Origin of the sequence: Enterobacter mori, from assembly GCF_025244905.1 — a bacterium.
Taxonomy (GTDB): Bacteria; Pseudomonadota; Gammaproteobacteria; order Enterobacterales; family Enterobacteriaceae; genus Enterobacter; species Enterobacter mori_A.
The window spans coordinates 3,994,027-4,019,122 of the sequence record NZ_CP104285.1; the positions used below are offsets into that span (position 1 = coordinate 3,994,027).

At 54.1% G+C, this 25,096-nt stretch carries 33 protein-coding genes; 5 read left to right on the forward strand and 28 right to left on the reverse strand.

The genetic code is table 11. The features are described from left to right. Positions 1-8: 8 nt before the first annotated feature. The 9 genes from N2K86_RS18825 to N2K86_RS18865 all read right to left on the reverse strand — a co-directional run bounded on the left by N2K86_RS18825 (position 9) and on the right by N2K86_RS18865 (position 8,694). Positions 9-1,109, reverse strand: a complete 1,101-nt coding sequence (locus N2K86_RS18825; RefSeq protein WP_023306984.1) for a phage late control D family protein — start codon at positions 1,107-1,109, stop codon at positions 9-11. After that, the gene (locus N2K86_RS18830; protein WP_015386377.1) at positions 1,106-1,591 is read right to left on the reverse strand and encodes a phage tail protein; all 486 of its coding nucleotides are present in this window, start codon (positions 1,589-1,591) and stop codon (positions 1,106-1,108) included. Before N2K86_RS18830 ends, N2K86_RS18825 begins: the two co-directional genes overlap by 4 nt. Then, complete coding sequence (locus tag N2K86_RS18835; RefSeq protein WP_260659617.1) at positions 1,591-5,034, reverse strand: phage tail tape measure protein; 3,444 nt, start codon at positions 5,032-5,034, stop codon at positions 1,591-1,593. The genes N2K86_RS18830 and N2K86_RS18835 overlap by 1 nt, the downstream gene beginning before the upstream one ends. Further along, positions 5,027-5,146 (reverse strand): GpE family phage tail protein, encoded by a 120-nt coding sequence (locus N2K86_RS18840; protein ID WP_007848878.1) that lies wholly within the window; start codon positions 5,144-5,146, stop codon positions 5,027-5,029. The genes N2K86_RS18835 and N2K86_RS18840 overlap by 8 nt, the downstream gene beginning before the upstream one ends. Before the next feature lie 14 nt (positions 5,147-5,160). Further along, complete coding sequence (locus N2K86_RS18845; RefSeq protein ID WP_007848877.1) at positions 5,161-5,463, reverse strand: phage tail assembly protein; 303 nt, start codon at positions 5,461-5,463, stop codon at positions 5,161-5,163. Positions 5,464-5,517: 54 nt separating this feature from the next. Then, positions 5,518-6,033 carry a phage major tail tube protein gene (locus N2K86_RS18850; RefSeq protein ID WP_007848874.1) on the reverse strand — a complete coding sequence of 172 codons (516 nt, stop codon included), beginning with the start codon at positions 6,031-6,033 and terminating at the stop codon, positions 5,518-5,520. A gap of 9 nt (positions 6,034-6,042) precedes the next feature. After that, positions 6,043-7,215, reverse strand: coding sequence for a phage tail sheath protein (locus N2K86_RS18855; protein ID WP_007848866.1), 1,173 nt, complete (start codon positions 7,213-7,215; stop codon positions 6,043-6,045). Between the two features lie 80 nt (positions 7,216-7,295). Further along, positions 7,296-8,048: a DNA-methyltransferase gene (locus tag N2K86_RS18860; protein ID WP_015386375.1), complete on the reverse strand. Its 753-nt coding sequence runs from the start codon at positions 8,046-8,048 to the stop codon at positions 7,296-7,298. Positions 8,049-8,106: 58 nt separating this feature from the next. Further along, a complete protein-coding gene (locus tag N2K86_RS18865; protein WP_163311503.1) occupies positions 8,107-8,694 on the reverse strand; it encodes a recombinase family protein in 588 nt (195 codons plus the stop codon). A 124-nt stretch (positions 8,695-8,818) separates the two neighbouring features. Between N2K86_RS18865 and N2K86_RS18870 the strand changes: the two genes are divergently transcribed. The 3 genes from N2K86_RS18870 (at position 8,819) to N2K86_RS18880 (ending at position 10,080) form a co-directional block, all read left to right on the forward strand. Next, a complete protein-coding gene (locus N2K86_RS18870) occupies positions 8,819-9,163 on the forward strand; it encodes a gp53-like domain-containing protein (RefSeq protein ID WP_224085126.1) in 345 nt (114 codons plus the stop codon). Positions 9,164-9,190: 27 nt separating this feature from the next. Beyond that, positions 9,191-9,511 (forward strand): gp53-like domain-containing protein, encoded by a 321-nt coding sequence (locus N2K86_RS18875; RefSeq protein ID WP_032679844.1) that lies wholly within the window; start codon positions 9,191-9,193, stop codon positions 9,509-9,511. Positions 9,512-9,606: 95 nt separating this feature from the next. After that, entirely contained in the window at positions 9,607-10,080 is a 474-nt protein-coding gene (locus N2K86_RS18880) for a tail fiber assembly protein (RefSeq protein ID WP_046889870.1), read from the forward strand. 55 nt (positions 10,081-10,135) lie between these two features. On the opposite strand, the gene N2K86_RS18885 is transcribed toward N2K86_RS18880, so the two are convergent. From N2K86_RS18885 to N2K86_RS18960, 16 genes are all read right to left on the reverse strand, one after another. Further along, the gene (locus tag N2K86_RS18885) at positions 10,136-11,554 is read right to left on the reverse strand and encodes a phage tail protein (RefSeq protein WP_260659618.1); all 1,419 of its coding nucleotides are present in this window, start codon (positions 11,552-11,554) and stop codon (positions 10,136-10,138) included. Beyond that, positions 11,551-12,156, reverse strand: coding sequence for a phage tail protein I (locus tag N2K86_RS18890; protein WP_014884893.1), 606 nt, complete (start codon positions 12,154-12,156; stop codon positions 11,551-11,553). Before N2K86_RS18890 ends, N2K86_RS18885 begins: the two co-directional genes overlap by 4 nt. Further along, positions 12,149-13,057: a baseplate assembly protein gene (locus N2K86_RS18895; RefSeq protein ID WP_175418804.1), complete on the reverse strand. Its 909-nt coding sequence runs from the start codon at positions 13,055-13,057 to the stop codon at positions 12,149-12,151. Before N2K86_RS18895 ends, N2K86_RS18890 begins: the two co-directional genes overlap by 8 nt. After that, a complete protein-coding gene (locus N2K86_RS18900; protein ID WP_032642150.1) occupies positions 13,044-13,403 on the reverse strand; it encodes a GPW/gp25 family protein in 360 nt (119 codons plus the stop codon). Before N2K86_RS18900 ends, N2K86_RS18895 begins: the two co-directional genes overlap by 14 nt. Further along, a complete protein-coding gene (locus N2K86_RS18905) occupies positions 13,400-13,978 on the reverse strand; it encodes a phage baseplate assembly protein V (RefSeq protein WP_014884896.1) in 579 nt (192 codons plus the stop codon). Before N2K86_RS18905 ends, N2K86_RS18900 begins: the two co-directional genes overlap by 4 nt. Before the next feature lie 68 nt (positions 13,979-14,046). Further along, positions 14,047-14,493 carry a phage virion morphogenesis protein gene (locus N2K86_RS18910; protein WP_047726014.1) on the reverse strand — a complete coding sequence of 149 codons (447 nt, stop codon included), beginning with the start codon at positions 14,491-14,493 and terminating at the stop codon, positions 14,047-14,049. Further along, positions 14,486-14,917 (reverse strand): phage tail protein, encoded by a 432-nt coding sequence (locus tag N2K86_RS18915; RefSeq protein ID WP_175418805.1) that lies wholly within the window; start codon positions 14,915-14,917, stop codon positions 14,486-14,488. Before N2K86_RS18915 ends, N2K86_RS18910 begins: the two co-directional genes overlap by 8 nt. Next, positions 14,880-15,128, reverse strand: coding sequence for an Rz1-like lysis system protein LysC (gene lysC / locus N2K86_RS18920; RefSeq protein WP_226866662.1), 249 nt, complete (start codon positions 15,126-15,128; stop codon positions 14,880-14,882). Before lysC ends, N2K86_RS18915 begins: the two co-directional genes overlap by 38 nt. Continuing rightward, positions 15,013-15,441: an Rz-like lysis system protein LysB gene (lysB, locus tag N2K86_RS18925; protein ID WP_260659619.1), complete on the reverse strand. Its 429-nt coding sequence runs from the start codon at positions 15,439-15,441 to the stop codon at positions 15,013-15,015. Before lysB ends, lysC begins: the two co-directional genes overlap by 116 nt. Next, complete coding sequence (locus tag N2K86_RS18930) at positions 15,438-15,953, reverse strand: lysozyme (protein WP_004206870.1); 516 nt, start codon at positions 15,951-15,953, stop codon at positions 15,438-15,440. The genes lysB and N2K86_RS18930 overlap by 4 nt, the downstream gene beginning before the upstream one ends. Continuing rightward, complete coding sequence (locus tag N2K86_RS18935) at positions 15,934-16,149, reverse strand: hypothetical protein (RefSeq protein ID WP_014884902.1); 216 nt, start codon at positions 16,147-16,149, stop codon at positions 15,934-15,936. The genes N2K86_RS18930 and N2K86_RS18935 overlap by 20 nt, the downstream gene beginning before the upstream one ends. A gap of 3 nt (positions 16,150-16,152) precedes the next feature. Further along, complete coding sequence (locus N2K86_RS18940) at positions 16,153-16,356, reverse strand: tail protein X (RefSeq protein WP_000868184.1); 204 nt, start codon at positions 16,354-16,356, stop codon at positions 16,153-16,155. Further along, positions 16,356-16,823, reverse strand: a complete 468-nt coding sequence (locus N2K86_RS18945; RefSeq protein ID WP_014884903.1) for a head completion/stabilization protein — start codon at positions 16,821-16,823, stop codon at positions 16,356-16,358. The genes N2K86_RS18940 and N2K86_RS18945 overlap by 1 nt, the downstream gene beginning before the upstream one ends. Before the next feature lie 98 nt (positions 16,824-16,921). Next, complete coding sequence (gene gpM, locus N2K86_RS18950; RefSeq protein ID WP_006777754.1) at positions 16,922-17,575, reverse strand: phage terminase small subunit; 654 nt, start codon at positions 17,573-17,575, stop codon at positions 16,922-16,924. Between the two features lie 3 nt (positions 17,576-17,578). Further along, positions 17,579-18,727, reverse strand: coding sequence for a phage major capsid protein, P2 family (locus N2K86_RS18955; protein ID WP_118938596.1), 1,149 nt, complete (start codon positions 18,725-18,727; stop codon positions 17,579-17,581). A 15-nt stretch (positions 18,728-18,742) separates the two neighbouring features. Continuing rightward, positions 18,743-19,570 (reverse strand): GPO family capsid scaffolding protein, encoded by an 828-nt coding sequence (locus N2K86_RS18960; RefSeq protein ID WP_053444897.1) that lies wholly within the window; start codon positions 19,568-19,570, stop codon positions 18,743-18,745. A 149-nt stretch (positions 19,571-19,719) separates the two neighbouring features. Between N2K86_RS18960 and N2K86_RS18965 the strand changes: the two genes are divergently transcribed. Further along, the gene (locus N2K86_RS18965) at positions 19,720-21,483 is read left to right on the forward strand and encodes a terminase ATPase subunit family protein (RefSeq protein ID WP_255800613.1); all 1,764 of its coding nucleotides are present in this window, start codon (positions 19,720-19,722) and stop codon (positions 21,481-21,483) included. Next, positions 21,483-22,535, forward strand: coding sequence for a phage portal protein (locus N2K86_RS18970; protein ID WP_169440770.1), 1,053 nt, complete (start codon positions 21,483-21,485; stop codon positions 22,533-22,535). The genes N2K86_RS18965 and N2K86_RS18970 overlap by 1 nt, the downstream gene beginning before the upstream one ends. A 42-nt stretch (positions 22,536-22,577) precedes the next feature. Here N2K86_RS18970 and N2K86_RS18975 read toward each other — a convergent pair whose 3' ends face one another. From N2K86_RS18975 to N2K86_RS18985, 3 genes are all read right to left on the reverse strand, one after another. After that, a complete protein-coding gene (locus N2K86_RS18975; RefSeq protein WP_169440772.1) occupies positions 22,578-22,916 on the reverse strand; it encodes an STAS-like domain-containing protein in 339 nt (112 codons plus the stop codon). Then, positions 22,916-23,983, reverse strand: a complete 1,068-nt coding sequence (locus tag N2K86_RS18980) for a hypothetical protein (protein WP_244644873.1) — start codon at positions 23,981-23,983, stop codon at positions 22,916-22,918. The genes N2K86_RS18975 and N2K86_RS18980 overlap by 1 nt, the downstream gene beginning before the upstream one ends. A gap of 407 nt (positions 23,984-24,390) precedes the next feature. Further along, a complete protein-coding gene (locus N2K86_RS18985) occupies positions 24,391-24,981 on the reverse strand; it encodes a hypothetical protein (RefSeq protein ID WP_139154173.1) in 591 nt (196 codons plus the stop codon). Between the last annotated feature and the right edge of the window lie 115 nt (positions 24,982-25,096).

The following is a 25,096-nucleotide window of genomic DNA, read 5'->3' on the forward strand; positions in this document are numbered from 1 at the left end:
GAACATTATCATTCCATTTCTAAATCATCTATCTTTACCTCAAGCTCCAGAGTCGTAGTGAAACCATTATCTGCATTGACACTATGCGTCAGGGTGGTAATGGTCCATTCGGCATCATCAATGGGCTGTTTAAAGCCGCTCACCTTCACCGGCATTTCGGTATACAGATCAGCCCTTCCCTCTGCGAGCTGCAGGGAGAATGTTGCCACCCCGCGCTGCAGGCGCTCCCACTGCATCTTTGCCGCTCGCTCTGCATTGCTGCGGTTTGCATAAGTTCTGTTGAGTACCAGCACGTTTTCATCCGTTCCAACCAGGTAATCTCCCTGTTTTGCTTCCGGCTCCTTTGCCGCAGTGGTTTTTTTTCGACGGCGCCTAACCTTTGCAGTCTCTTTTTTCTTTGGCTCACGTGTATGGAGCCAGCTGGCAATTACCCCCGTATAGGCATCGCGATCAGCCAGAGTAAAACGATGACCGTCACCGGCCTGGCGGGTTATGGTGATAACCGGCAGCGGCTTACCGCTTGCCGTTCTGCCCTGCCCCTGGCGGATAAACAACAGATTGCCGTCCTTAACTGAGGCTATCGCCCCATACTGCCGCGCCAGCTTCATCAAAAAGCTGGCGTCGCTTTCATTAGTCTGGTCAAGATGATCGACAGGCTTGTCCAACAGGTCCTTTCCCAGCGCCATCTTTAATTTATGCCTGCCCGCGATTTCCTTCACAACTTCGCCCACCGTTGTCTGGTGCCAGGACTTTTCACGCCGCGTATTCAGGGTTTCACGGAAATCGGCACTACGCGCGCGGATTGTGAGACGGTCAGGCGCGCCGCTGTGCTCAATCTCATCGACAGTAAACGCCCCTTTCGGAAAAAGCGGCTGACCTTTCCACCCCAGCGCAAACTGAATAATGGCCCCCCGACGCGGCAGAACGATTAGCCCGTCCGAGTCGTCCAGTTCCAGATCAAGCTGGTCCGCTTCAAAGCCCCGGTTATCCGTCAGCGTCAGACTCATCAGGCGCGCATCCAGCACGGTAGTCACATCTTTACCTTCAATGATGATACTGAAACCGGGAGTTTTGCTGTTCAGGTTCAGGAGATCAGAGCTGAAATTCACTGCAGTAACCCTCCAACCGTATTTTTCATATTGCCTATCGCAGAGGTGGCAGATTCCTGCAAATTACTGAGCTGGTCGCTGAGGCTGCCGAACATATCAGACAGCGACTCATCCACCCGTTTCAGGCTTAGCGAAAATTCGATGCGCCGGGGCATACCGCTCTCAAAAAATTCTGTTTTTGTCTGGCTCAGACTCTCGATCACAAACATGCCGTAAATCGTCCCGCTCCCCTCAATCAGAGGCCAGGCTTTTCCCAGCTCCGCCATCTGCTCCAGCGCCAGCAAAGACAACCTGCCGCCGGTAATCTCCGGCAGCAGGACGCCGGACAGCGTAAGCGAATCGTTATCCGGTCCAAGAAACTGCGTTGACGGGCGCCGGTTAACCCGGCTGTTGGCTGCGTGCCGCCAGCTGCGCTGATACTGCAGCTCCTGATAGGGCACTGTTCGCAGCATGAATACGTACAACCCCAGCACCATCATCATTATTCGTAACCCCCTCGATCACTGAAATTACTGCGTGTTTTTGCCCTGGCCCTGCGCTCACGCTCATCAAGCTGCCGGGCCACCTCGCGGGCGATATCCTGCGCGCTTTGCCCTGGCTGCGCGACAATATGAATTGGCGCGCTTATCTCGTACTTAATTACCTGCGGCTGTCTCTCTTCCTTCGGCGACGGCGCCGGTTGCGTCCTGACAGGCACACTGTACGGATGAAGTGGTGCGGCTTCTGCCGGGGCAGCCGCCAGGCCCATTACGCCAGCGACCACGGAAGCGAACACCTTCTGGCGCATAGCCATCGGGTCAACCCTGTTATCCGTGATTTCCGTAATGGCCGGTGCTGGCATGACGGCAGCAGCGATATCAGCCAGCTCCGCAGCACGATCCCGACCAGGAAGTTTTACCGGGGCGTTAACAATCTCAGGAGGCAGTATTAACCTGCTTTCAGGCCGTTGATCCGGGCTGGCTGTTACATCACGAACGGGGCTTACTGTTGCCGCCAGTTTCACCAGTTCAGTAGTGCGATTGATTACCGGAATATTTGCCGGACCGTTCACACTATCAGGCGGCAGAACTATCCCGCGTTCAGGACGTTGTTTAGCGCTGGCCGGTTCCGTCCGGGAAGGATTGAGCGTTGCCGCCACCCTCGCCAGATCAGCAGTCCGTTTCCTGCCGGTGACATTGGCGGGTCCGTTAACAATCTCTGGGCCATTCTCACCCACGATGCCGAACTGGCCGCGCGGAATGGTACCGCCACTGTCGTACATTCCAGCAAAACCCATCGTCGGGAATCCGCCAGGCGGCAGCACCACTTTACCGTCTCTGTTGACCGTAGCTGGCTGCTGCCGCGTGACCTGTTCAGGAAGCTTCGCTTTGGCCGCCTCCTTGCTGACAATGCCGAGTTTTTCAAGCAGCCAGGACACGCCCGATTTAAGCGAATCCAGCGGGTGCATGACCATGTTCAGCCCTGCCGCCAGCGCTTCGCCAAACTGCCGCCCCATCGACGCCGCGCTTTGCAGTTCTGCAGAGGTGGATTTAACCGGCGTCAGCAGATCAGTAAACCAGCCCCACAACGCCTGGACCTTGTCACCTATCCACTGGAAAACAGGCTGCAGTGGCTCAAACGCCGCACTGATAGGCGCAGCTGCAGCTTTGAATCCTTCAACCACTCCACCTAAAAATGCGCTTATCGGCTGCCAGTATTTCCAGACAACCAGCGCCACGCCAGCCAGCGCCGCCACGACCAGACCTATCGGACTAAGCAGGGCGCCCAGCAATCCAGAAATCCCGTACAGCGCAACGCGAAGGAGAGCCAGCGGGCCGGACGCCAGAAAACGAAGCACGCCACCGGCTGCGGATAATCCCCCGCGCAACGCGGCCAGAGGATTCATTACCATGCCGATAATGTTGCGAATACCAGACATTCCGCCGCGAAGGACAGCAAGCGGCGCACCGGCCAGCGCTTTCAGCGCATTGCCAGCCAGCCCGGCAGAACGGCGCAGGGAGTTAAGGGGAGACGTCAGCAATCCGGCGCTGCTGCCGGATGCCGCCAGGCCACGGCGCAACAGGGAAAGCGGCGCATTTGCCAGCCAGGACAGCGCACCGCCGGTGCGGGTCACTGCAGACATAACGGATGGGAGTGTTTTTACACCGAGCACGGACAGGCCTAAACGGATCACCGCCAGCGGCCCCAGCACGGCAGCCACGGCCACCGCCAGCGTGCCGAGTACAACGGTTATCGCAGCAGTGGCAGCCGCCACTTTCATCATCGTGCCCGCCAGCTGCGGGTTAGCCTCAACCCATCGACGCAGTGCCCCGGTAACGCTTTTGACGTACCCCATGATATCCATCAGCGGCTGGCGCAGGGTTTCACCCAGGCTACTGAAAGCGTTCTGCGCGCCCGTTTTAACAAGCAACCACTGCGCGGAAAGTGAATCCTTATTGATATCGGATTCTTTCTGCATGGAGCCGTTAGCCTCAGTGCCTGAGGTAAGTTTCAGCTGTCGCTGCAGCTCCGGCAGGTTATTTGCCAGCTTCGCCGCATCGTCGCCAAACTCCTTGCCAAATATCATCGTCATGGCGGACAGGCGCTTGTCCTGCGGCAGTTTGTTAACCTTCTCCAGCACACGCTGAATGGTCCCCATTGCGTCCTTTGTCATCTGCTTTTCAATCTCTTCTGGATTGAGTTTCAGCAGATCCATACCTTCCATGAACCGCTTGCTCTGCATGGTGGCAATCGACAGTTCGCGCACCATCGCATTTGATGCGCTGGCGGCAATTTCAGGCGCGGCGCCCAGAGACAGGAAGGTGGAACCCAGCGCGGCCGCCTTGCGGAAATCAAGCCGGTCAGCCACGCCGCCCATGCGCTGCAGCACATTGATGATATCGCCGCCCTTAGACATGGCGTTATCGTCCAGGTAGTTCAGGGCATCGCCAAGCTGTTCAATATTGCGGGTCGGCACTTTATAGAGCTGCGCGATTTTCCCCAGCCCCTCCGCCAGCTCATCAGCGGGCAGCTCGAATGCCGTTGCGGCCTTTGCTGCAGTGGATGCAAAGGCCAGCAGGTCACGCTTCTGGTCTTCGTAAGAATCGTTCTGGTTTGTCACGCCCATGCGGGCGCCACCTTCAACCAGCGCGGCATAGTCGATGGCGCCATTCTCCATCGGCAGCTGTTCACTGGCGGCCTTGATGGCATCCTGCATGTCATAAAACTGCTTTGTGCGGTTGCCGTTGTCGTCCCGCAGCCCGTTAACCTGCTTTGCCACGCCTTTCATCGCATCTTCCATGCTGGCATAGCTTTTAACGGCAGCCATCACCGGCGCACCCATCGCCAGCCCGGCGGCAGTAGTCGTTGCTCCGGCGCCCGCAATACGATCCCGCACCTCAAGGCGCCGCGAATACTGATCGCGGACGGCGTTCATACGGGCCTGCTGCTCGCCCAGGCGTTTAAGGGATTTCTGCTGTCGGTCCAGCGCCTGCCGGGTTTCGTCGGCATTCTGCCGCAGCTCCCGCTGCGCACTGCTCAGCTTTTTGGTGTCCAGCCCGGCCTCATTGAGCGCAAGACGCTGACGCTGCACCGACTGACGCAGGCCGTTGTATTTGCTCTGCAGCTCGTTAACGCGGTTTTTTGCCTGCTCAAGCAGACGCGCCTGCGCCGCCGTCGGGCGGTTAGTTGCCGAGAACTGCGTGGCAAGCTTCGCCGCTTCTTCGCGTGCGGCTTTAAGACTGTTGCCAGTGACGGCCAGCTGCGCGCTTGCCTTGCGGAAACCGTCAATACGGCCCGCCTGGGCGTCCAGTTCTTTTAATCTTGCGCGGCTTTGCTGAATGGCGGTAGCCAGCTCTTTAGAACTGGCCTGCGCTGATCGGAATGGGCGGGTGAGTTTATCAACCGCATTTAGAATTACCTGCAAACGCAGGTTAGTGTCACTCATCGCTGGCCCCGCTTCTCTGAATCGCTTTATGCCGCCACTCCAGCACTTCGGTCAGCGGCATAACGTCAGTGACGGACGGCGGCCAGTGAAAAATGGTGGCGATATCAGCCACCAGGTCTTCTACCGTCAGGCTGTCGGCAAACCGGCAAGCACCGATTTCTTCAACAAAAAAGTGACCACCTCAACCGACAGCGCGGTGAGATCGGCGGGGTCCATTTCAGCCATTTCCTGAGCGGTCAGCGCGGGCGTGGAGATGCGGGGAATAATCGTCATCATCGCGCCGACGTCCATATCCATGATCGCCTGCAGACGGGTGCCACGCAGCGCGCCGGACTGCGGCTTGCGCAGCACAATTTCGGCAATTTCGGTTTTACCGCGTTTGATTGGGGTGTCCAGCTGTACGGTTTTTTCAGTCAGTTGTTCGCTCATTGTCATGTCCTGTTAATAAGGTACTGGCGCGGCTGCCCGCGCCTTTAAAGTAGATCAGAGGCCCAGGGCGTTGCGGTGTTCTTCCATCAGGTCCACGCCATCAACGATTTCAATCATGTTGATCACATCAACCTCATAGAGCACCTCGCCGTTAATGGTCAGCTTCGCGTAGCTGTTGGTGCTGCTGACTTTTGTGGTGTTGCTCTCCCCGGTTTTCCATTCGCCGGAATCGACTTCTTTATGTCGCCCGCGCACAACCAGCTCAACGGCCTGCACTTCGCCGGTATCGTCACGCTGAATGGAGCCGGTGAAACGCAGCTGGATACCGTCAACGGTGGCTTTACCCATCTGTTTGAATAACAGCAGTTCGGTGCCACCGATTGAAAATTCCGTGTCCAGCGCGCCATCATCCAGCCCCAGATCAACATCAGCCGAACCGGGCATACCGCCGCCGCGATACTTTTCAAACTTGCGGCCGAATTTAGGCAGGGTCAGGGACTCAACAATCCCCTGATAGTTATTCCCGTCGTTAAACAGGTTCAGGTGTTTTAACTTGCGTGGTAAAGCCATATTGTCCCCTTACGCGCTGACCTGGCTGGAGAAATCCAGCAGATACTGATCGGTGATGCGCTGGCGCAGCATCAGGTTTTCCAGAGGCGGTACCGGCGTATAGTCGTAATCGATAGTGAGCTTCCCGGCTTTCAGGGAATCTTTATCGTTTACGGACTCATCCAGCCAGCAGTCGGCGCCGATGATGTAGCCCTGCGTTTTCAGGTTGCGCAGTTTGGCGCGAATACCTTCGATAATGTCGCGGGCCAGTGACGGGTTAAGCACGCCATCCACCGCCCACATATGCGCTTCGGCGATGGTGTCAGCCAGTACCTGCGCGGTGCGGGTGTAGTTTTCAAAGGCAAACAGTGGATCGTCACTGAGGCAACGGGAACCCCAGAAGCGGAAGCCGTCTTTGCGGATCAGCGTGGTGACATCGTTCTGGTTCAGCAGCCCCGCATCGGTTGCCGGGTCCTGCAAATCCCAGAACACATCAGCAGAAATGCCGGTGACGCCATTCACGCCCACGTTGGACAGGGATTTGTGCCAGCCGGTCTGTTCGTCAATTTTGGCACGCAGGCCAAGCGCACGGGCTGAGGCGTAAGCCGTTGCGTCAGCATTCAGCACGGTGTCAAAACTGATGAAATCAGGCCAGATCAGCATCCCCTCACGCTGGCTGAAATTAGCGCGGTAGGCAATGGCCTCCTCTACCGTTTTGCAGCCGTAGGCTGACAGATAGGCGAACCCGCGCAGACTCTGCGCCACGCTCAGCAGCTCAGTGGCAACCGCCTGCGTGTCATGCCCCGGCACGCCCAGAATGCGCGGCTTAACGCCGAGCTGAGACTGCGCAGATAACAGCGCTTTCATGCCCGTTTTTTTACCGTCAGCTGTCACGCCGCCGATAATGTTGGAGGTTGTCTCCGCTTCGGTTTCACCCTGAGCCACGCGCACAACGACGGTCACGGGTTTAGCCTGGTCGGCAATTGCATCCAGCGAGCGGGCCAGCGTGCCGGACTCGCCTGCTTTACCGCTGGCGGTCAGCACGTCGGTGAGCAGGACCGGTTTATTGAGGGGGAACACGGACGCATCTGCATCATCGCCGGTACAGACCATACCGACAATTGCCGTGCTTACTGTTGAAATGGGGCGGGTGCCATCGTTGACCTCAACGACGCGCACACCGTGGTGATAATCCTGAGCCATACGGCGAACCCTCCGGTGTTTAGGTTTCGCCCTATGGTGAATTGAATGGGCCGCGCAGACAGCTACGCGGCATTGTTCCCTTAATCACACAATACGCCCGCGCGGATATCTGCGTTTTCTTTTTCCAGGCGTTCGCATGAGATATCAAAATACTGCTGGCTCATTTCAATCCCGGTAAATTTATATCCCTTCCTCAGCGCGGCAACGCCAGTTGATGCACTCCCCATAAATGGATCAAGAATATGGCCGCCAGGAGGAACGGGAGCAACCAGGCTCTCCATAAGCTCAATCGGTTTGCCGGTCATATGGAGTTTTTGAGACGGAATAACCCGACGAGTCACCATACCCGGCCAGGGTCCACCATGCAGACTTTTAGGCAATGGTCCGTTACTTCCCCAAACCACGTATTCGCACTGATGACGAAAATAACCGGTATGAGGCGCACGGGTTGAAAGCGTTTTATCCCACGGAATCAGCCCCCGCCACACAAAACCGCCAGCCTGGAAAACGTCAGTAAGCGTTGGAAGCTGCCGCCAGTCAGTGAAAACCATGGCATAGCCGCCTGACTTAACCAGGCGGTTAACCTGACTCATCCACTGCGTCATCCAGAACGCCCAGGAGCGCACGTCTCTGTTATCGCCGAAAAACTCATGGTAGTTGTTATTGCCTACATACTTCCCGGAGGGTTTGGCCTGCCGATCACTGCGTGTCATGCCACCGCTGGAATAAGGCGGATCAGTAATTACTGCATCAAATTCGCCAGTGAGTTCGCGCAAAATTTCCAGGCTGTCACCACAGTAAATAGTTGCCGCCCCAATAACCGCTTTTTGCATAGCCTTGCCTCTCTTATGTGCCTGATTTCAGGTTACATAAATGAGAAATCATGTTCATTTATACAGGAGTGTCTGAGCGTTCAGACAATCCAGTTAAGCCCGACGCGGGGAATCTTTTGTAAATGGTAGATATGCCAACATCAAAAATTATCGACACGCGTTTTCGCGTTTCTCCGGCAGCCAGCAACCGGCCAATTTGCGCCCACTCATCCTCTGATAGCTTTGGCCGTCGGCCACCAATCCGCCCTTGCGCACGCGCTACAGCCAGCCCGGCACGGGTTCGCTCTACGATCAGCTCTCGCTCCATTTCTGCCAGGGCACCCATAACATGGAAAAAGAAACGGCCCATCGGAGTTGATGTATCAATGCTATCTGTCAGGCTGCGGAAATTTACTCCTCTCCCTCGCAGGTCTTCGATCAGAGTAACAAGATGCCGCATACTCCTGCCCAACCTGTCCAGCTTCCAGACTACCAGCGTGTCCCCTTCGGAGAGCGTGCGCAGGACCTTCTTTAGCCCCGGACGATCAGAGGTTTTACCGCTCATTTTATCCTCAAATATCAGCTCACATCCTGCGCACTCCAGCGCATTTCGTTGTAACGCTGTGTTTTGGTCATTTGTTGACACCCTTACGTAACCGATTTGCATGATTTTTCGCCCATAAAAAGTGGTGAATGATGCCACCATTTTATCGAGCATGGTCATTTCTGACTGTACTGCAGAGAATGGCCAACACGGACAATCATGACCGTGGTGGATAAAAAACCTTCGTTTGGGGGAAGCAGCTAAACTTGCAGCGGCAACGGGATCGCTCACGGGTAATGGGTGGACCAAAATCCCGTTAACTGCTGAGCGTGAATTGATAATTCAATGGGGAAGTGTTTCAAATGGTGGAAGCGGTGCGACCGGAAATGCACAGTTACCGGTTGCATTTCCGAAAGCTTTTCTTGCCGGAGCATTCGGGCCGCTGGATACAATCAACGGAGGCTTTTCTGCATCATTCGCCACTCGTTCACTAACAGAATTCACGGCTGTATTTCGTGATGTTTCTAATGCGCCTTACCCGCATATTCCTGTCAGGCTGCAGTCATCAAGCTATATAGCGATAGGATTTTAAAACGTTCGTTTGGGAGAAGCGGCGAAAATGGAGGCGGCCACCGCACAGATCGGTGCTAATGGCTGGCTATATATTCCCGTTTCTGGCGGCAAAAAAATGTTGCTGCAGTGGGGGCTTTTGACCGGTGCGAGTAATTATTCTTTTAAATTCCCAATTGCATTTCCCGTAGGTGGTTTATGCCTGGTTGCTATGGCCCACACAACTGATTCCGCTGATGTGAGCATGGTAACTATGACTAATGGATTTATCAGAGATAAAACCAGCGCGTTTGCTTTGTGCGCCAGAACAGTGAACGGCGTGCAGCAACCTTTTGAACGTAGCGTTTACTGGTTCGCTGTTGGCTACTGACGTCAAAATATTGTGTTATTACTCACACAAAGTAGCCAGATAATTATTTTATGAAACCGCACTTACGATCTGAGTTTCAAACTAAGGAGTGCGTTATGAACTATTGGTTTAGCCCTGCAAATAATGCTTTTTATCCCGTAGCTTTAAAGGAGTCTTATGTAAATGCAGGTAGTCTCCCTAATGATTTAATCGAAGTTGAAGATAGCGTGTTTAGCGAGTTTTCCGCGACGCCACCAGAAGGGAAGTTGCGTGGCATTGGAGCTGATGGATTGCCGATCTGGATTGATATTCCAGTTGTGGAAGAAAGCCCGGAACAAATCCAGGCACGCGCCCGTGCTTTACGGGATGAATTCATTGTCAGTACAGATCGGATGCTTGTTTCTGATTACACTATCAACAATGTTTTATTAACCTCTGAGCAGCAAGCGGAACTTTTGGACGTAAGGCAAAAGTTTAAAGTTTGGCCTGAGAGTGAGGGTTGGCCGGGCATAGCGTTGCCTGCGATACCTCAATGGATTCTCATTGAGGCAGTAAACAACGGTTACGTAGTAAAAAATTGGCCTGAGTGAAATAAAGCCCGTAAGGGCTTTATTTTTATACAGTCGGGTTAGATACAGGATTAAATTAAAACCCTATTGCAAACCACGTAAACATACGGGAGTTACCAGGCAGCGTATCATCAAGGAAAAACTGAGCATTAGCGCCGGTTTTCGTTGGGTAGCCGACTGAAACAGCTTGCCTTAAAGTTCTATACGATGGCACATAATCATAATTTGATGCCCTTACGCCTGCGCTTGAATATACACCGAAGCAAGCCGCCGGGAACGCGACTGGAAACGTAATATCACAATTATATGTAGTGCTTGTTACGCCTCCCTCCCATCGCCCCCACTGCACTATTAACGTAACACCGCCGGTTAGCGGGAATTTCGCCCAGCCGCTGTTAGACAAAACGCCGCTCGCTGCTGCGAGTTTCGCCGCTTCTCCCAAACGAAGGTATTCGATAATCCCATCAGCTGTTTTTCCAGACAACGTTGTCAGCGTGCTATCAAGAGGCTGTTTGCCTGCCAGCGCATTTGTCATGGTGGTTGCAAAGTTAGGATCGTTTCCTAACGCCGCCGCCAGCTCGTTCAGGGTATCAAGCGCCGCAGGTGATGAGCCAACAAGCGCAGCCAGAGCTGATTTTACGAAAGCAGTAGTAGCAATTTGCGTATTGTTGACAGTCTGCGCAGCCGTGGGCGCCGTCGGTGTTCCGGTCAGGGCCGGGCTTGCCAGTGGGGCTTTTAGCGCAAGCGCGTTATTAATGGTGGTGCTGAAATTAGGATCGTTGTTGATAGCCGCAGCAATTTCTTTCAGCGTGTCCAGCGTAGCCGGGGCACCATTCACCAGGGCGATCAGAGCCGCCTGCACAAACGCAGTTGTGGCAAGCTGAGTGGTATTGTTACCTGCAGCTGCAGTCGGGGCTTTTGGGGTGCCGGTAAACGTCGGGCTGGCTTTTGTCGCATATTGCGTATGCGGATCAGCTGCTGCAAGATGCGCCGCCATCAGCTCATCTACATACACCTTTAGTTCCAGAACCTTGTCATCCACATATTTTCGGGTAGCCAGCACTACGGACGGGTCAATTTTCAGCGTAATGTTATCGGTGCTGCTGGTAATCAGTACCATGCGCACTGTCTGCGTGCGGCCGCTTCCCTCTGCCAGCTGCGGCTTGTAGCTCTCCGGGCAGTTACCCACTGCGATCAGCGCGCCCGTTTCATCAAACAGCCCAACCTCACGAATCCACCAACCGCCCTCAGTTTCAGGAATCACCTGCTCAGCAATAATCTGGCTGCTGTTCTGCGGATCGATGTAAAGCATGTTCAGGTCAGCGCGCCGCTTTTCGGAAACCAGCTTCGTCTGTTGTGCGCTGGGAGTTGGAAGCACGCCGCCGCCATCCCCCACCGCCATCTGGGTAATTTTCAGCGGCACACCGAGCGCGGCAGCGCTTGCCAGTTTCGCCGCGCCAATATCCGTCAGCAGGGTATAAAATTTTGCGCTCATGGGTTCACTCTCATTGTGTCGATAACATGGACGGCGCCGCCCTCGTAGGCAGTGCCACCGGAAATGATGGTTTCGTTGATGTACGGGTAAATCGTGATTTCTTCGCCGGTGTAAGTGGCAGCCCCAACGAAATATGGTCCGCTCGTCTGCAGGTTTATGGACATGCCGATCAGATGCCGGCTGCAGGGTTTGGCGTCACCAATCAGGCGCTCCAGCTCCAGATAGGTTTCTTCTGTTATGCCCTGGTCCTGCACCCCAATATCCAGGCGAAACGTGCCCGGCGCCTCGCCGGTCTGCCACCATTCAATGATGCGGATCAGAAAGCCGAACGGCTCCACCACACGCCGCACCGCGCTGGTTGTGCCTTTGTGCTGATGGATATAGAACGCATCCTGCACCACGCGGCGCTTCACGCTCTCCGCCCATCCTTCGTCCCAGCGATCAACCGAAAAGGCCCACGCCAGATACGGCAGAAACTTGACCGGGCATGTTGCCGGGTTCCATAAATCCCGCAGCGGCACCTGCAGATCGGAAATTCCGCTGCAGGTCTGCGCCAGGCGGCGCTCAAGCGGCGATGAACCAGGAGGAAGCAGACTATTCATCCGTTCCCCCGTTGGTTACGCTCCATTCCGTACATGAAGCGGCTTGTGTCTTATCCAGCACCACATCAGCGAGCGGCGAGGCCAGTTCAACACGCTGCACACCTTCAACATGCAGCGCGGCATAAATAGCACTGCGGCGAATATCGCGCCCCAGCCTCGTCTGGCTGGCGATATATTTCTGCAGGCTGGCTTTTGCCGCCTCCATCACCGGCTCAGCTTCTGGCCCCGGGTAAAGAAAGATCGTCGCATCCACGCTGTACGGAATGATTTCAGCGCTGCGCACCGTCAGACGGTCAGCAACCGGCCGCACGTTCTCACTGTTAAGCGCCTGTTCAACCACAGCCAGCAGATCCGCCGCAGCCGTTCCGTCGCCCTCACGGCTCAGCACGGTAAGCACCACCTCCGCCGGGGCCGGGCTAGTTGCGCTGGCGTCAGCCACTCGCCCGTCAGCGCTTTTAGCGTGAAACTCATAAGCTCCCGTTGGGCCTGCAACTGACAGCCCTTCAAAAGCTGCAGGAACACGCTGACGCAGAGCCTCATCACTTTCCATCACGGCAGCAACCGGCGGTACCGCGTCGTTATCTGCAGGTATAACCGTCAGACGTTTTACGTTGCAGTTACCGGCCAGTTGATCGAGATCACTCCCCATGGAATAAGCCACCATGACCGCCTGCGCCGCCTCGTTAATGCGCTGACGCAGGAGGATTTCACGATACGCATTTTCCTGCAGGAGCTTGGTCACGGGTTCAGACTCCAGCTCAAGCGTGCGCCTTACCGCGTCCTGCTCGTCTGCCGGATAAAGGGCTACAAACGCGGCTTTCCGTTCGTTTAACAGCATTTCAAAATCCGGCACATCCACTATCTGCGGGGCGGGCAGCTGGGAAAGGTCAATGACTGCCATTGTCTGCTCCTGTTGATACCGAAAGTGAAACCGGCGCGCCGTTATCACGCTGCCCGGTAAGCTCAACCACCATCGAACCATCAAAACTGCTGTTTATGGTGATGGAATCCAGGGTAAGCCGCGGCTCCCAGCGACTCAGAGCCACATAGACGGCAGACATTACCTGCAGACGCAGCGCCGGGTTCTGCGGCTGGTCTATCAGTTCAGACAGAAGCGAGCCGTATTCCCGGCGGGCAATGCGGCTCCCCTGCGGGGTCAGCAGAATATCCCGGACCGACTGGCGCAGGTGGTCCGTGTCGGTAATGGTTTTGCCGTTGCCCTGACTCATTCCGATATACAGCGTCATACCGGGCCTCCTGATGTATCGCCGCCGGACTTAACGCCGGTATGACCGTGTTTATCGACTACGATCCCGTTAGAACTCATGGCGCCGCCGCCCTGGGTGACACCACCATTGATCACCACCTCGCTGTTTATGCGCGTGTTGCTTGCTTCCACCACAAATTCCCCCGTTTTCAGGGTTATGTTATCTGCAGCCTCGATCACCATGGATTTGATGCCCCGCACATGCCAGCGGCCGGTCGCGGGTTCATATTCAAACCAGCCACCGTCCGGGTATTCCGTTACGCAGCCGTCCACTGAGTCCGACGGCGGCGCGAACTGGTTGGAATAGATCGCAGGTAAGGCAAAAGCGGTTTCCAGATTGCCGCCCATACTCAGCACCACCACCTGCTCATCCGGCGACGGGCACCACCATGTTCGGGCACCACCTGCGCGCAATGTCAGCCAGTTAATCCAGTTGGTTTCAAGCTCGCCCACTTTCACCCGGCACAGCCAGTTTTCCCGGTCCACTTCGGTTACGGTGCCGGTGCGGATCAGGTTGGTGATAAGGCGCATGATTTCGGTTAGTTGTGCGTTCATAACGAAAGGTTGCCATCAGAGGGAAAAGGGAGGCAGCGTTGGGTTTTGTGCCGTCCGTGGCACAAATTTCACTCCGACAGCCAGCGCAACAGCGTGTCACGGGTGATGGTTTCCACCTCATCATTCACGCCCAAAAGACGGCGTGCCGGGTACCGGGCCTCCGGGCCGTTGCGTCTGACTCGATCACGCAGACCATAATGGTGAACACGGGCGATGCGCTGGACTTTCCCTTCAAACTGCACGCTGGCAGAGTCCGCAGTGGCTGCGGTTTTCAGGTATTTAGTGGTGCGCAATTTGGCGAACATCTGGCGCTTGATGCGCCCCTTTTTACTTCTGGCCGTCACCCGGCGCGGCTCAAAGGTGGTGCCGTCTGGATTGCGCTGCAGCCTGATATTTTGCTGTTGCGACCGGCGCAGCTCCTGCGCCAGCTGTCGCATCATACGATTGCGGGCTGCCGGTTCCAGATTCGCCAGCAGGGCCGCCAGCCAGTCATCCACCCTCTGCAGGTCATCCACGTTTCACCGTCCACATTTCGTCGGGTACGTCGGGTTCCGGCACCGCTTCAACGCTCGATACGGTGCCGTCTGTGCTGACAATCACGCGCTCCGTGAGCTGCAGATTGAGGCTGATATCACACAGATCATTGCTCAGGATATCGACGTCAAAGGTAAAAAGTTTTTCGCGCAGCTCCGGGTTGTTGATAGCGTCCGGTTGATTGGTCATTAACCAGAGCAATACGGGCGCCATCACTAAATTCTGGTTGCCGCTAAAATCTTCAATCACCACGTTCAGGGTGTAGCGGTATTCCCATGACATTGAACGGGCGCCGGTTGCAACCAGCGAACCGTTATCAACAAAAAGGTGCAGTTTGTCCGGGTTGTCACGGACATACTCCACCGATTTATTCAGGGCGTTGCGTAAGGACTGCGGCTTGTTCACTGTCTTGCTCCTGACACGCTATGATCGTGTCCACTTTGTCGGCACATACCGCCCAGGCGGCCTCAGTCTCATCCAGCACCTGGTTCAAATCCCCATTACTGCGCGGCGCTGACCTGTCCAGGCGGCACTGCGTCACTTTTGGACAACCACTCACGGTAAGCTGCACCTCCGGCGAGGGCCGGGCGGTCCCGCAGCCGGATAATGTCAGCAGGCAAAGGAGTGTCAGCCCAGCGGCGTAAATCCTCGTATTCACGTTTTAGCTCCTCGATCCGGCGCTGGCGGCTCCGCAACAGCGCGGAAGTCTCCTCCGCTGCAGCATAAAGTTGCATCTGCGCCCGGCTGTTGGTTTCAGTAAGAATGGACAGGCTGATGAGCTGGCTGTTTTTCTTCGCCAGCTCCTGCTTGTTATTTTTAAGCGCCTCAGCCTGCGTCCCGATGGTGTGACCGGCATTGTTAAGCCGCCATGACTGCCAGCCCAGCAATGCCAGCACCAGAGCCAGGATCACCGCCAGCGCGCGCGTCATGCCCCTGCCCCTTTAAGACACCAGGCAAGCTCACGGGCGCGCCTGTTTTCCAGCCCTTTACTCCTTTGACCATTTACATAAATCCAGCGGGGGAGCTGGTTGCACGCCTGCCACCATTGCTGGCGATTGATGTAAGAAACCATTGTTGACCGGCAGATTGCCCCCGTTCCGACATTAAAGCCGATACTGATCAGGGCATCGTAAACATGCTGAGGTGGCTTAACCTGCAGGCAGGCTTCAATCCTTTTTTCCGTCAGCAACACGTTATTAATCAGCCCCTGCGCGGCCTGTCGCTCCGTTATGGTTTTGCCCGGCACTACCCCGGACGTATTGCCGATCCCGTCAGTCCAGACCCCGGCGCTGCACTGGTACGGCTGCAGGCGGCACCCTTCGAAATCAGCAATCAGTTTCAGCCCCTCGACGGAAGTATGAAGCGACTGAAAGCCCGGCAGCGTGGCGGCAATCGCCAGCACCGCGCCGACCAGGCAACGCTTAACGATTGAAGGACTCATATTCCCCCCTGGATATTCTGCCGTCCCGCAGCAGCTGGTAGGCTTTCCAGCGTAAATAACAGGTCACCGCTGCAGTAATAATCCCCAGCGCAAGACCGGTAATGGTCGATACATCTTTAAGAGACAAATCGCCGAGCCATGCCAGAAGCAGGGCAACGCAGTAAGTGATAAAGGCGCTGATTCGTTCAAGCGTCATAGTTCAGTCCCATAACTGGACAGTCTGCGCAGTGGTTGACGCCGTGATATCCGGCAGCTCCACCTGCAGCCCGTGCGGTAAAAAGGGGCCATATTCAGCCAGCCCCGGATTCGCCTGCAGCACCTGCTCAGTGACTCCCTGCGTGCGCCCGTAATGGCGCCAGCAGAGTGCGTCCACCGTGTCATACTGATGCGCACGCACTTTCATCAAATCAGCTCCACCGTCATATGCGGCATATCGCGCAGGCGGGACTCCGCCCAGCGCACATCGCGCCACAGCTCGCCTAAGGTTGTTTCGATATCTTCGGCTTTCTTGCTTCCGTCGCCGGTTGCGTCAAAATCGCGATAGCGCTCAACCAGGTTTGCTTTTGCCCAGCAAAACACCGCACGGCGATACAGCATGAGCCGCTGGCTTTCGCCGTCGATCACATCAGCAGGGACGTCGGCCAGGCTCGCATACCCCTGCGCCCGTTGTTTCTCGCGGAACTCATAAAGATCGGCGTTAACTTCAGCAATCGCTGTCAGCAACGCCAGACGCAGGCGCGGATCAGTGACACTTCCATCCATGCGCATATCACGGCGGAACTCTGAAACCCTGACATCAGGCCAGAAACTGGTGTTTTTAATAACGTCCTGGGTACTTTCCCCGGCCTGTTCCGGCGAAACGAATTGCATATTTCTGGCACTCCCAAATAGTTGGGCGGTGGACGGGGTTTTGACGCGGCATAAAGCCTGTCGCCACCCCGTGCCGCCCCGCGCGTTGGCACGATTCGTTAAGCCGACATTGCCTGTCGCAATCGGCTTTCAAGCTTGTTGATTTCGGTTTTGACGCCAGAACTGTTATCCAGCTGCAGGGCACGCTTCAGATGGTTAAGTGCCGCCACTGCCTGATCGTTATCCCGCAGCGCGTAGCCCATCGCCTTATGAAGTCGGGCGCGGGACTGATCCGGCATATCCTGACCTTCAACGATATCGAGCACCTGGGTAAGAATGGCGGCACTGAATGATTCACCGGCAGAAAAAGCGCGCATTGCCGCGTCGGCAAACTCTTCCGCAACAGCGGTCCCGCAGGTCCGGTTGAATCGCTGCGGCAGGACCCAGCCGTGTTTAATGGCATGGCGGGCAATGTCCAGCGCGCCGGTATAGTCTCCGGCATCAATCCGCCAGATCATGACGTACATCGCCACGTCGTCCTGGCCTGACGCGTCAGCATCCAGTAAACCGGCAATCCATGAGGCATAAGCGGGAAGAAACTCACGTTTGAGCTGAGCCTTGCGCTCATTTGACTGGACGGTTTTAAGGCGCCTGCGGTGTTCTGTCAGCTGTAACAGCATCTGGTTGTAGCCCGTCAGGCTGGCATTACTGCCGCCCTGCCGGGCGGCATCCTGTGCCTGTACATACTGAGTGTGAGCACGGAACGGATTCATTTATCACGCCCCGTCGCCAGTGCCGCCCGCATTCTGAGCATCAAGCGCGCCCTGCACTGCTGCAGCAACGATGGTCTGAATATTTTCAGCAGTAAGCGCCGCGCCCGGATTGCCGTCTGCCTGCTCTGGTAACAACTCGATGTTCTCAACCAGGCAAGCGCCGTCGTAATCTTCAACAACATACGCCTCGTTAACGGATTCGTAGTTCTCCACGCGGTCACGCTTCGGATTGTCGATAACTGAACGACGACGAGTACCGGCCTGCCAGTAAATAGACAGGTTATCCAGACGGGTGATCAGCATGGCATTCGCCGGGAAGAAAGGCGCGCGAACGGCCGGGAGGTTGCCGATACGCTTCTGGCTGATGATGAGATCTGCCGCCAGCGCTTCGCTGTTTGGCTGGTCACGGTTGACGATCGGGAAATATTTATCCGCAAGTAACTGGCGCCCGACGATAACAACCAGCTCCGTGTCTTCCTGATACCACGGCGCAATTTTCTCATTCACGGCGCCCATAACCAGCGCGTCCAGATTCAGGAAATCGCCGCCTTTGCCGACACGGATAGTCTGAGAAATCACCTCGCCTTCGGACACGATTTTGTCCATAACCTGAACGGGCTTCTCCTGGCGGATTTTTTCCAGCCAGCCGATATTCACATCCTGCAGCAGCGGATAGGTCTTGCGGTCTGACGTTTTCTCACGCTTCACACCGTTGAAGCCGATCATGATGCGGTCAAGTGCCTGGCGGGTAATGATGGCGTCACGGATGCGCGTCTGAAAGTCCTGGAATTTAGCCCATAAATCCAGCTTCGCATAAGGCAACGCCGTATCAGAGTTGGTCTGGGTACACTTGTACCCTTCACCGTCGATGTAAGTCGGATCAACAGGTTCACGGTCTTTCTGGGTGGTATCAGTATTTCCGGCAATACTGGAACCAATACCCAGCCCCAGGCGCTCGCCGGACTGCTCATCAACCGGGACAATGTTGATTTTCTGCAGGAACGAGGAAGACTCCTGGATTTTGGTTTCCAGCGTCTGCGCCACTGACGGCTCAGCCGTATATTTCGAGGCGATATCGCTCACAGATACGCCGTTGAGTTTGGCGAGCTGCGTCAGATAGCCGTTAAATTTAAAGCGAGTCTCTTTTTTCATTGTGCTTTTGCTCCGTCAGCAATCGGTGGTTTGTTCTGCGCCGTTATTACCGGTCGCATTAGGGCGGCGCTCGCTGCGGCTGTCCTGGGTGGAAAGCTGCTCACGCAGGGTGGAGAGTGCGCTGGTTGTCTCATCAACAACCTTTTGCAAATCGCTCAGCTTGTTGCTGAAATCGGTTTGATGGGTGCTGACCTGCTCTGCCAGCGTCTGATGCTCACGTGCGATGGTTTCAACAGCCTGATTCACATCAGCAAAGCGGGCGTTATCATCGGCGCTTTTGCGGGACAGCAACTCTTTTACGCGGGTAAACAGGCTGGTTTTTTCCGGCACGTCCTCAAACTCGATCAGTGTTTCAACAGCAGCGGTAAACAGGTTGTCTTTATCCAGCTTGCGGCGCGCCAGGGGGTTATGTTCTGCGCTGGCGCTGAACTGCAGCATTTCAGTGCCGAGGCTTGCCGGATCGTCAGTAATCGCCAGGCCAACCAGATAAGCGGAGCCGGTATCGGCAAAACTGGTGTTAACTTCCATTGAGGTGAAAAGCTTCTGCCAGTTGCTTGTCATCGTGACCAGATCGTCAGTCGGGGCAATCCAGCCATACAGCGCCATTTTCCCGGACAATGCCCCTTCGGTGATTTCTTCCGCTTCCAGCTTTTCCACCATGCCAAAACGACGGAAAGGCCCATCAGGGGTGAAGCCCTTGATGTGTTCCATATTGATCAGCGCGGTGTATACCTGCGGGTTATAGCTCGCTGCCATCTGGGTGAGCCATTCACGCTCAATAACGCGCCCGTCAGTGGTGGCCCCTTCGACCCCAATGCGAAAACGCTTAGATTTTTTTGCCATCGGTCCGGCTCCGGTTAGTTAGTTCGTAACACGTTCAGAGCCTTATGTTTGCGGTGATGGGCGCGTGTAAACAACGCGTTGGGCTTGTGCGAACTCCCACACAATGCGAAGCCGGGGAAAGTGCTGATTTGAGGCCGTATGTTTGTGCCATGACAACACTGACCCCCGCAGACCTCGATCCCCGTCGTCAGGCAATGCTGATGTACTTTCAGGGATACCGCGTAGCCCGCATTGCTGAAATGCTGGGCGAAAAAGTTGCAACCGTTCACAGCTGGAAAAAACGCGATAAGTGGGGCGAATATGGCCCACTGGATCAGATGCAGCTCACCACCGCCGCACGTTACTGCCAGCTCGTCATGAAGGAGCAGAAGGAAGGAAAGGACTTTAAAGAAATTGACCTGCTGGCGCGTCAGTCCGAACGACAGGCCAGAATCGGCAAATTTAACAATGGCGGGAATGAAGCAGACCTGAATCCGAACGTGGCGAACCGCAATAAAGGTCCGCGCAAGCCGCCGGAAAAAAACCTGTTTACCGACGAGCAGATCGAAAAGCTGGAAGAGATTTTCCGCGCCGGTATGTTCGAGTACCAGCGCCACTGGTGGGACGCTGGCATCAAGCACCGTATTCGCAACCTCTTAAAGTCACGCCAGATCGGTGCAACCTACTATTTCGCCCGTGAAGCGTTGATAGACGCGCTCACCACGGGGCGAAATCAAATCTTTCTGTCAGCGAGTAAAGCGCAGGCGCACGTTTTTAAACAGTACATCATCGACTTCGCAAAAGAGGTGGACGTTGAACTGAAAGGCGATCCGATGGTGCTGCCTAACGGCGCGTGTCTTTACTTCCTCGGTACAAATGCCCGTACCGCGCAGAGCTATCACGGCAATCTGTATCTTGATGAGTATTTCTGGATACCGAAATTCCAGGAGCTGCGCAAGGTGGCCTCCGGTATGGCGCTACACAAAAAATGGCGTCAGACCTATTTCTCAACACCTTCCAGCCTGACGCACAGCGCCTACCCGTTCTGGTCTGGCGCCCTGTTCAATAAAGGGCGCCCGAAAGCCGACAGGGTAGAATTTGACCTTTCTCACAGTAGCCTGGTGCACGGCGTTTTATGTCCTGACGGCCAGTACCGCCAGATAGTCACCATCGAAGATGCAGTAAACGGCGGGTGTAACCTTTTCGACCTGGACCAGCTGCGCCTGGAGTACAGCCCGGACGAATACAACAACCTGCTGATGTGTCAGTTTGTTGACGACCTGGCGTCCGTGTTCCCGCTGGCGTTGCTGCAGTCCTGCATGGTTGACAGCTGGGATGTGTGGGACGATTTCGAACCACTTTTACTGCGTCCGTTTGCATACCACCCGGTCTGGATCGGCTATGACCCGGCAAAAGGAACGCAGAACGGTGACAGCGCCGGTTGCGTTGTCATTGCACCTCCCGTAGTCCCCGGCGGTAAATTCCGCATACTTGAGCGTCACCAGTGGCGCGGGATGGACTTTCGCGCTCAGGCCTCAGCGATTGAGGAAATCACCAGACGCTACAACGTGACCTACATAGGCATTGACTCGACCGGCGTTGGCGATGGCGTTTACAAAACGGTTAAGCAGTTTTTCCCTGCCGCGCGTGAGTTTGTCTACAACCCGACCGTAAAAAATGCCCTGGTGCTTAAAGCCTACGACATTATCAGCGGGCGCCGTCTGGAGTTTGACGCGGGGATGCTGGATATCGCGCAGTCCTTTATGTCCATTCGCCGTTCAACCACCGCCAGCGGCAACCGGCCAACCTACGAAGCAGCCCGCACAGAGGAAGCCAGCCACGCGGATTTAGCCTGGGCAACCATGCACGCACTTTATAACGAACCACTGGCAGGAGCTTCCGCCAGTACCAGCAACATCGTGGAGATTTTTTAATGGCTAACCGCAAAAACCGCAGCAAGGCACCGCGCGGCCAGACCGCCACCGATACGGCCAACATGGTCAGTAATGCACATGCGGAGGCGTTTACGTTTGGCGATCCGATCCCCGTGATGGACCGCCGGGAGTTATTTGATTACCTGGAGTGCGTGCAGGTAGACCGCTGGTACGAACCACCGATCAGCATGGATGGCCTGGCGCGAACTTACCGCGCCGCCGTGCATCACTCCAGCGCTATTCAGGTAAAACGCAATATTCTTACCAGTACCTTCATCCCTCACCGCTGGCTGTCTAAACAAGCCTTTTCCCGGTTCGCCCAGGACTTTCTGGTATTCGGTAATGCCTACCTTGAAAAACGCATGAACCGGTTAGGCCAGATCATGGAGCTGCGCGCCTCGCTTGCCAAATATACCCGTCGTGGCATTGACCCGGACACCTACTGGTTTGCACAGTATGGCTACAACGCGCAGCCCTATCAGTTCGATGAGGGAAGCGTGTTTCACCTGATGGAACCCGACGTTAACCAGGAGCTTTACGGGATGCCGGAATACCTCTCCGCCATTCCCTCCGCCCTGCTGAATGAATCGGCCACGCTGTTTCGCCGTAAGTATTACCTCAACGGTAGCCATGCTGGTTTCATCATGTACATGAGTGATCCAGCCGCCGATCAGAGTGACGTCGACAACATACGCGATGCACTTAAAAAATCGAAAGGGCCAGGCAACTTCCGCAACCTGTTTATGTACAGCCCGAACGGCAAGAAAGACGGCATTCAGATCATCCCGCTTTCAGAAGTCGCAGCGAAAGATGAGTTTCTTAACATCAAGAATGTTAGCCGTGATGACATGCTGGCAGCTCACCGCGTGCCACCGCAGCTAATGGGGATTATTCCAACGAATACCGGCGGGTTCGGCGATGTTGAAAAAGCGGCGCGCGTGTTCGTACGCAATGAGTTGATGTCTTTACAGAAGCGAATGATGGAAGTTAACGACTGGCTGGGTGATGAAGTTATTAGCTTCGAACCATATATCTTAGATGCACGGGATTGAACAAAAAAGGCGCTCTTAAGAGCGCCTTTTTACATCTTTGGGTTAGCAAACAGCATATGCGCCATCAAATCCAACAGAATGCACCTTCTTTGATGCAACTTCATTACTACGACGTTGGATTACCTTTGCAATACTTTTTAGAATTGAAGGGGATGCGTTTCTAACCTTTACCTGATTCAAGACTTTGGTAGCACCGAATTTTACAACCAGCACACCAAAAATTTCATCAGAGTAGGATTCGGAAATTGAATAAACACCGCTCAAATCCAAATCTACTGCGTTCCCCTCTTTAATAAAAACTTCAATCTTGTGTCGCTGGGGGATAGCCTGATTGCGCGAAGCCAGGTCACCCTCGGGTAACTTGTATGCGATTTTGTTCATTACTCTCCTCCTAACGCCCGCATGATTTCCATAAGCTGAGGGTCATTTTCTTCGTTATCGTTATCTACTGCCAGTTGATGAATCTTAAAGCGGCATGAAATTGCAACACCCGGCCAATCATTACGTAACTCAGTGTAGCTCACTTCATCACCAATTGCCTCTAAGCATACATTTCCTGTAGCCAGTTGCAATTCCCCTTTGTATGTTTTTACCAATTCCATCAAGTGATACAATCCAAGCCCTTGATGGTTATTATCTTTTTCTTTTACAGCAACCCCATTGCCAAACATACTTCCGCCCATAAAATCCTGAGGAAGTTGTTGCGCCCAATCATCCTGTAGATCGGCATGTTTTGAGGAATGCCCTTCCTGGATACACCATTCGATAGCATCACGATGTGTTTCGATACCCGGAATGCCAGCTCGCCGTAGCTCTCTCAAAAAGCCCAACCCGCAATCAGCTAAAGAAAACTCTAAATAATGCTCTTGTCTTTGCGTGTAAGGAACTGCCGAACGTTGTGCAAAGGAGAAGCCCGTCGATTTACCATGTGACCAAACGTTATCATGAAGCTCGCCTATTACATGGGTCAGGTCCGTAAGCCCCTTTGGATAGTCTCGCGGATCACGATCAGGAAAAGTTAACTGCCTTACGCAACTGTTAATGCTACTGGTTGCGATATCCACAGCCTCAACATTCGTTAGAGCAGTAACTAAACTGTAATTTCTTCCAACATTAACACGCTCTTGCTGATACTGGTCCTGCCCCCATAACGCTCCATGTAAGTTTATGGCTCTCATATAGCTAGGGCTTGATAAGGTACAGTTTTCCTCAGCAATCCGATGATGGTTCACATAAGCGGCTAATACGGTAATAAATCCAGGGTGCCAGTAAATGTTTGGCAAAAGTAACTTGTTCTCATCTTTCTGATGAAATGCAGCTGTGTGAACAATAGCGTCTTTTAATCCTAAACCCATTAGCCGAGCCTTTTTTGTCGATTTTTGCTCATCATATAACTTAGGTGTTTTCAGAGCAAAGCCAACTCTGGAACTAAGGTTAAAACCGCTCACTTCTGATCACCTCACCCAAAACCGCGCGCTCGTAGCCCCGCCACGCCTGGCCGCTTCTTGTAGCGGTTTTCATGCAGGTGCATGACATAAGCCAAAGCCTGTCAGAACTAGCGGGATTGAGCTAAAACGATCCTCAAACGTTCATGCACACTCATGCAGCATAGACATGCACTTGCCAGGGAGGTTTAAATCTGCATCCGAATGACCGTTTGTAAAATGGAGCAGACGTGCAATGAAAGTTGAAGGTCAGCCGTAAACGAAAGGTAGGAGTTTGTTTAAGTTGAACTCTTACATTCAGAATGTGCTCAAGAATAAACGACTTGTTTTGCCCAAATTCTTATATGAGAAGTGAAGAATATGTTGTGACAAAACGTGAAAAGGAGCCAGGGGCTCCTTTTTATCTCAGACTAAGATTTGTTAAACAGTGATTTACCACTATTTGGCAAAAAAGGAGGCGACACTGGTTTATTGCTATCCAACAAATTAACAGGAATATAATCACTCTGGCCAAGAGGCCATAAATTAGCAATATTGGCTAAGTACAAATTAACTTTCTCATTCCTATCATTGATAATTCCTGTTAATGCAGGATCGTCATCAAATCCGTACTCAAAACTCCACACATCGTCAGCATATCCAGCTTGGCAGATGCGATACCACTCTTTAAACATAGGTTCAAGAATGGTTTTACCTAAGCTTTTCAAGTTGCTATCGAAGACTACAAAAAGCGAACCTTTGCGTTCACCTACAAATTTAACGGCAGGCATAAGGTTAGACATGTAAGCAACTTCAAGGACATTTAAAACCCTTTCATCATGGTCTTCATCCCATAAAATGGCGAATGTATGGATTTTTGGGCTGGGATGATTTGTATAAAGAGAAGACTTCCACTGGACAGCACTCAAAATAGAGTAGTGCGTCCCACGACCAAGATGTCCAACTGGGGATTGTTCATCATATACAGTTTTAAAAAAAGGGGAATAACTAGGCATAGTCATAATTTTAACCTCAAATTTATGTGTATCACCACAAGAGACAAACCTTTCGAGCCTGCCATGTTTCATTATTTACGTTAACTTATAGGGGTACGGATAGCAATAAAAATTACAATAC

What these genes read in the sequence shown, in the direction of transcription:
- N2K86_RS18830 (WP_015386377.1), bottom strand. Translation starts at nt 1,591, where the DNA reads ATGATGATGGTGCTGGGGTTGTACGTATTCATGCTGCGAACAGTGCCC.
- N2K86_RS18835 (WP_260659617.1), bottom strand. Translation starts at nt 5,034, where the DNA reads ATGAGTGACACTAACCTGCGTTTGCAGGTAATTCTAAATGCGGTTGAT.
- N2K86_RS18845 (WP_007848877.1), bottom strand. Translation starts at nt 5,463, where the DNA reads ATGAGCGAACAACTGACTGAAAAAACCGTACAGCTGGACACCCCAATC.
- N2K86_RS18850 (WP_007848874.1), bottom strand. Translation starts at nt 6,033, where the DNA reads ATGGCTTTACCACGCAAGTTAAAACACCTGAACCTGTTTAACGACGGG.
- N2K86_RS18855 (WP_007848866.1), bottom strand. Translation starts at nt 7,215, where the DNA reads ATGGCTCAGGATTATCACCACGGTGTGCGCGTCGTTGAGGTCAACGAT.
- N2K86_RS18860 (WP_015386375.1), bottom strand. Translation starts at nt 8,048, where the DNA reads ATGCAAAAAGCGGTTATTGGGGCGGCAACTATTTACTGTGGTGACAGC.
- N2K86_RS18865 (WP_163311503.1), bottom strand. Translation starts at nt 8,694, where the DNA reads ATGCAAATCGGTTACGTAAGGGTGTCAACAAATGACCAAAACACAGCG.
- N2K86_RS18875 (WP_032679844.1), top strand. Translation starts at nt 9,191, where the DNA reads ATGGAGGCGGCCACCGCACAGATCGGTGCTAATGGCTGGCTATATATT.
- N2K86_RS18880 (WP_046889870.1), top strand. Translation starts at nt 9,607, where the DNA reads ATGAACTATTGGTTTAGCCCTGCAAATAATGCTTTTTATCCCGTAGCT.
- N2K86_RS18885 (WP_260659618.1), bottom strand. Translation starts at nt 11,554, where the DNA reads ATGAGCGCAAAATTTTATACCCTGCTGACGGATATTGGCGCGGCGAAA.
- N2K86_RS18890 (WP_014884893.1), bottom strand. Translation starts at nt 12,156, where the DNA reads ATGAATAGTCTGCTTCCTCCTGGTTCATCGCCGCTTGAGCGCCGCCTG.
- N2K86_RS18895 (WP_175418804.1), bottom strand. Translation starts at nt 13,057, where the DNA reads ATGGCAGTCATTGACCTTTCCCAGCTGCCCGCCCCGCAGATAGTGGAT.
- N2K86_RS18900 (WP_032642150.1), bottom strand. Translation starts at nt 13,403, where the DNA reads ATGACGCTGTATATCGGAATGAGTCAGGGCAACGGCAAAACCATTACC.
- N2K86_RS18905 (WP_014884896.1), bottom strand. Translation starts at nt 13,978, where the DNA reads ATGAACGCACAACTAACCGAAATCATGCGCCTTATCACCAACCTGATC.
- lysB (WP_260659619.1), bottom strand. Translation starts at nt 15,441, where the DNA reads ATGACGCGCGCGCTGGCGGTGATCCTGGCTCTGGTGCTGGCATTGCTG.
- N2K86_RS18930 (WP_004206870.1), bottom strand. Translation starts at nt 15,953, where the DNA reads ATGAGTCCTTCAATCGTTAAGCGTTGCCTGGTCGGCGCGGTGCTGGCG.
- N2K86_RS18935 (WP_014884902.1), bottom strand. Translation starts at nt 16,149, where the DNA reads ATGACGCTTGAACGAATCAGCGCCTTTATCACTTACTGCGTTGCCCTG.
- N2K86_RS18940 (WP_000868184.1), bottom strand. Translation starts at nt 16,356, where the DNA reads ATGAAAGTGCGTGCGCATCAGTATGACACGGTGGACGCACTCTGCTGG.
- N2K86_RS18945 (WP_014884903.1), bottom strand. Translation starts at nt 16,823, where the DNA reads ATGCAATTCGTTTCGCCGGAACAGGCCGGGGAAAGTACCCAGGACGTT.
- gpM (WP_006777754.1), bottom strand. Translation starts at nt 17,575, where the DNA reads ATGAATCCGTTCCGTGCTCACACTCAGTATGTACAGGCACAGGATGCC.
- N2K86_RS18955 (WP_118938596.1), bottom strand. Translation starts at nt 18,727, where the DNA reads ATGAAAAAAGAGACTCGCTTTAAATTTAACGGCTATCTGACGCAGCTC.
- N2K86_RS18960 (WP_053444897.1), bottom strand. Translation starts at nt 19,570, where the DNA reads ATGGCAAAAAAATCTAAGCGTTTTCGCATTGGGGTCGAAGGGGCCACC.
- N2K86_RS18965 (WP_255800613.1), top strand. Translation starts at nt 19,720, where the DNA reads ATGACAACACTGACCCCCGCAGACCTCGATCCCCGTCGTCAGGCAATG.
- N2K86_RS18970 (WP_169440770.1), top strand. Translation starts at nt 21,483, where the DNA reads ATGGCTAACCGCAAAAACCGCAGCAAGGCACCGCGCGGCCAGACCGCC.
- N2K86_RS18975 (WP_169440772.1), bottom strand. Translation starts at nt 22,916, where the DNA reads ATGAACAAAATCGCATACAAGTTACCCGAGGGTGACCTGGCTTCGCGC.
- N2K86_RS18985 (WP_139154173.1), bottom strand. Translation starts at nt 24,981, where the DNA reads ATGACTATGCCTAGTTATTCCCCTTTTTTTAAAACTGTATATGATGAA.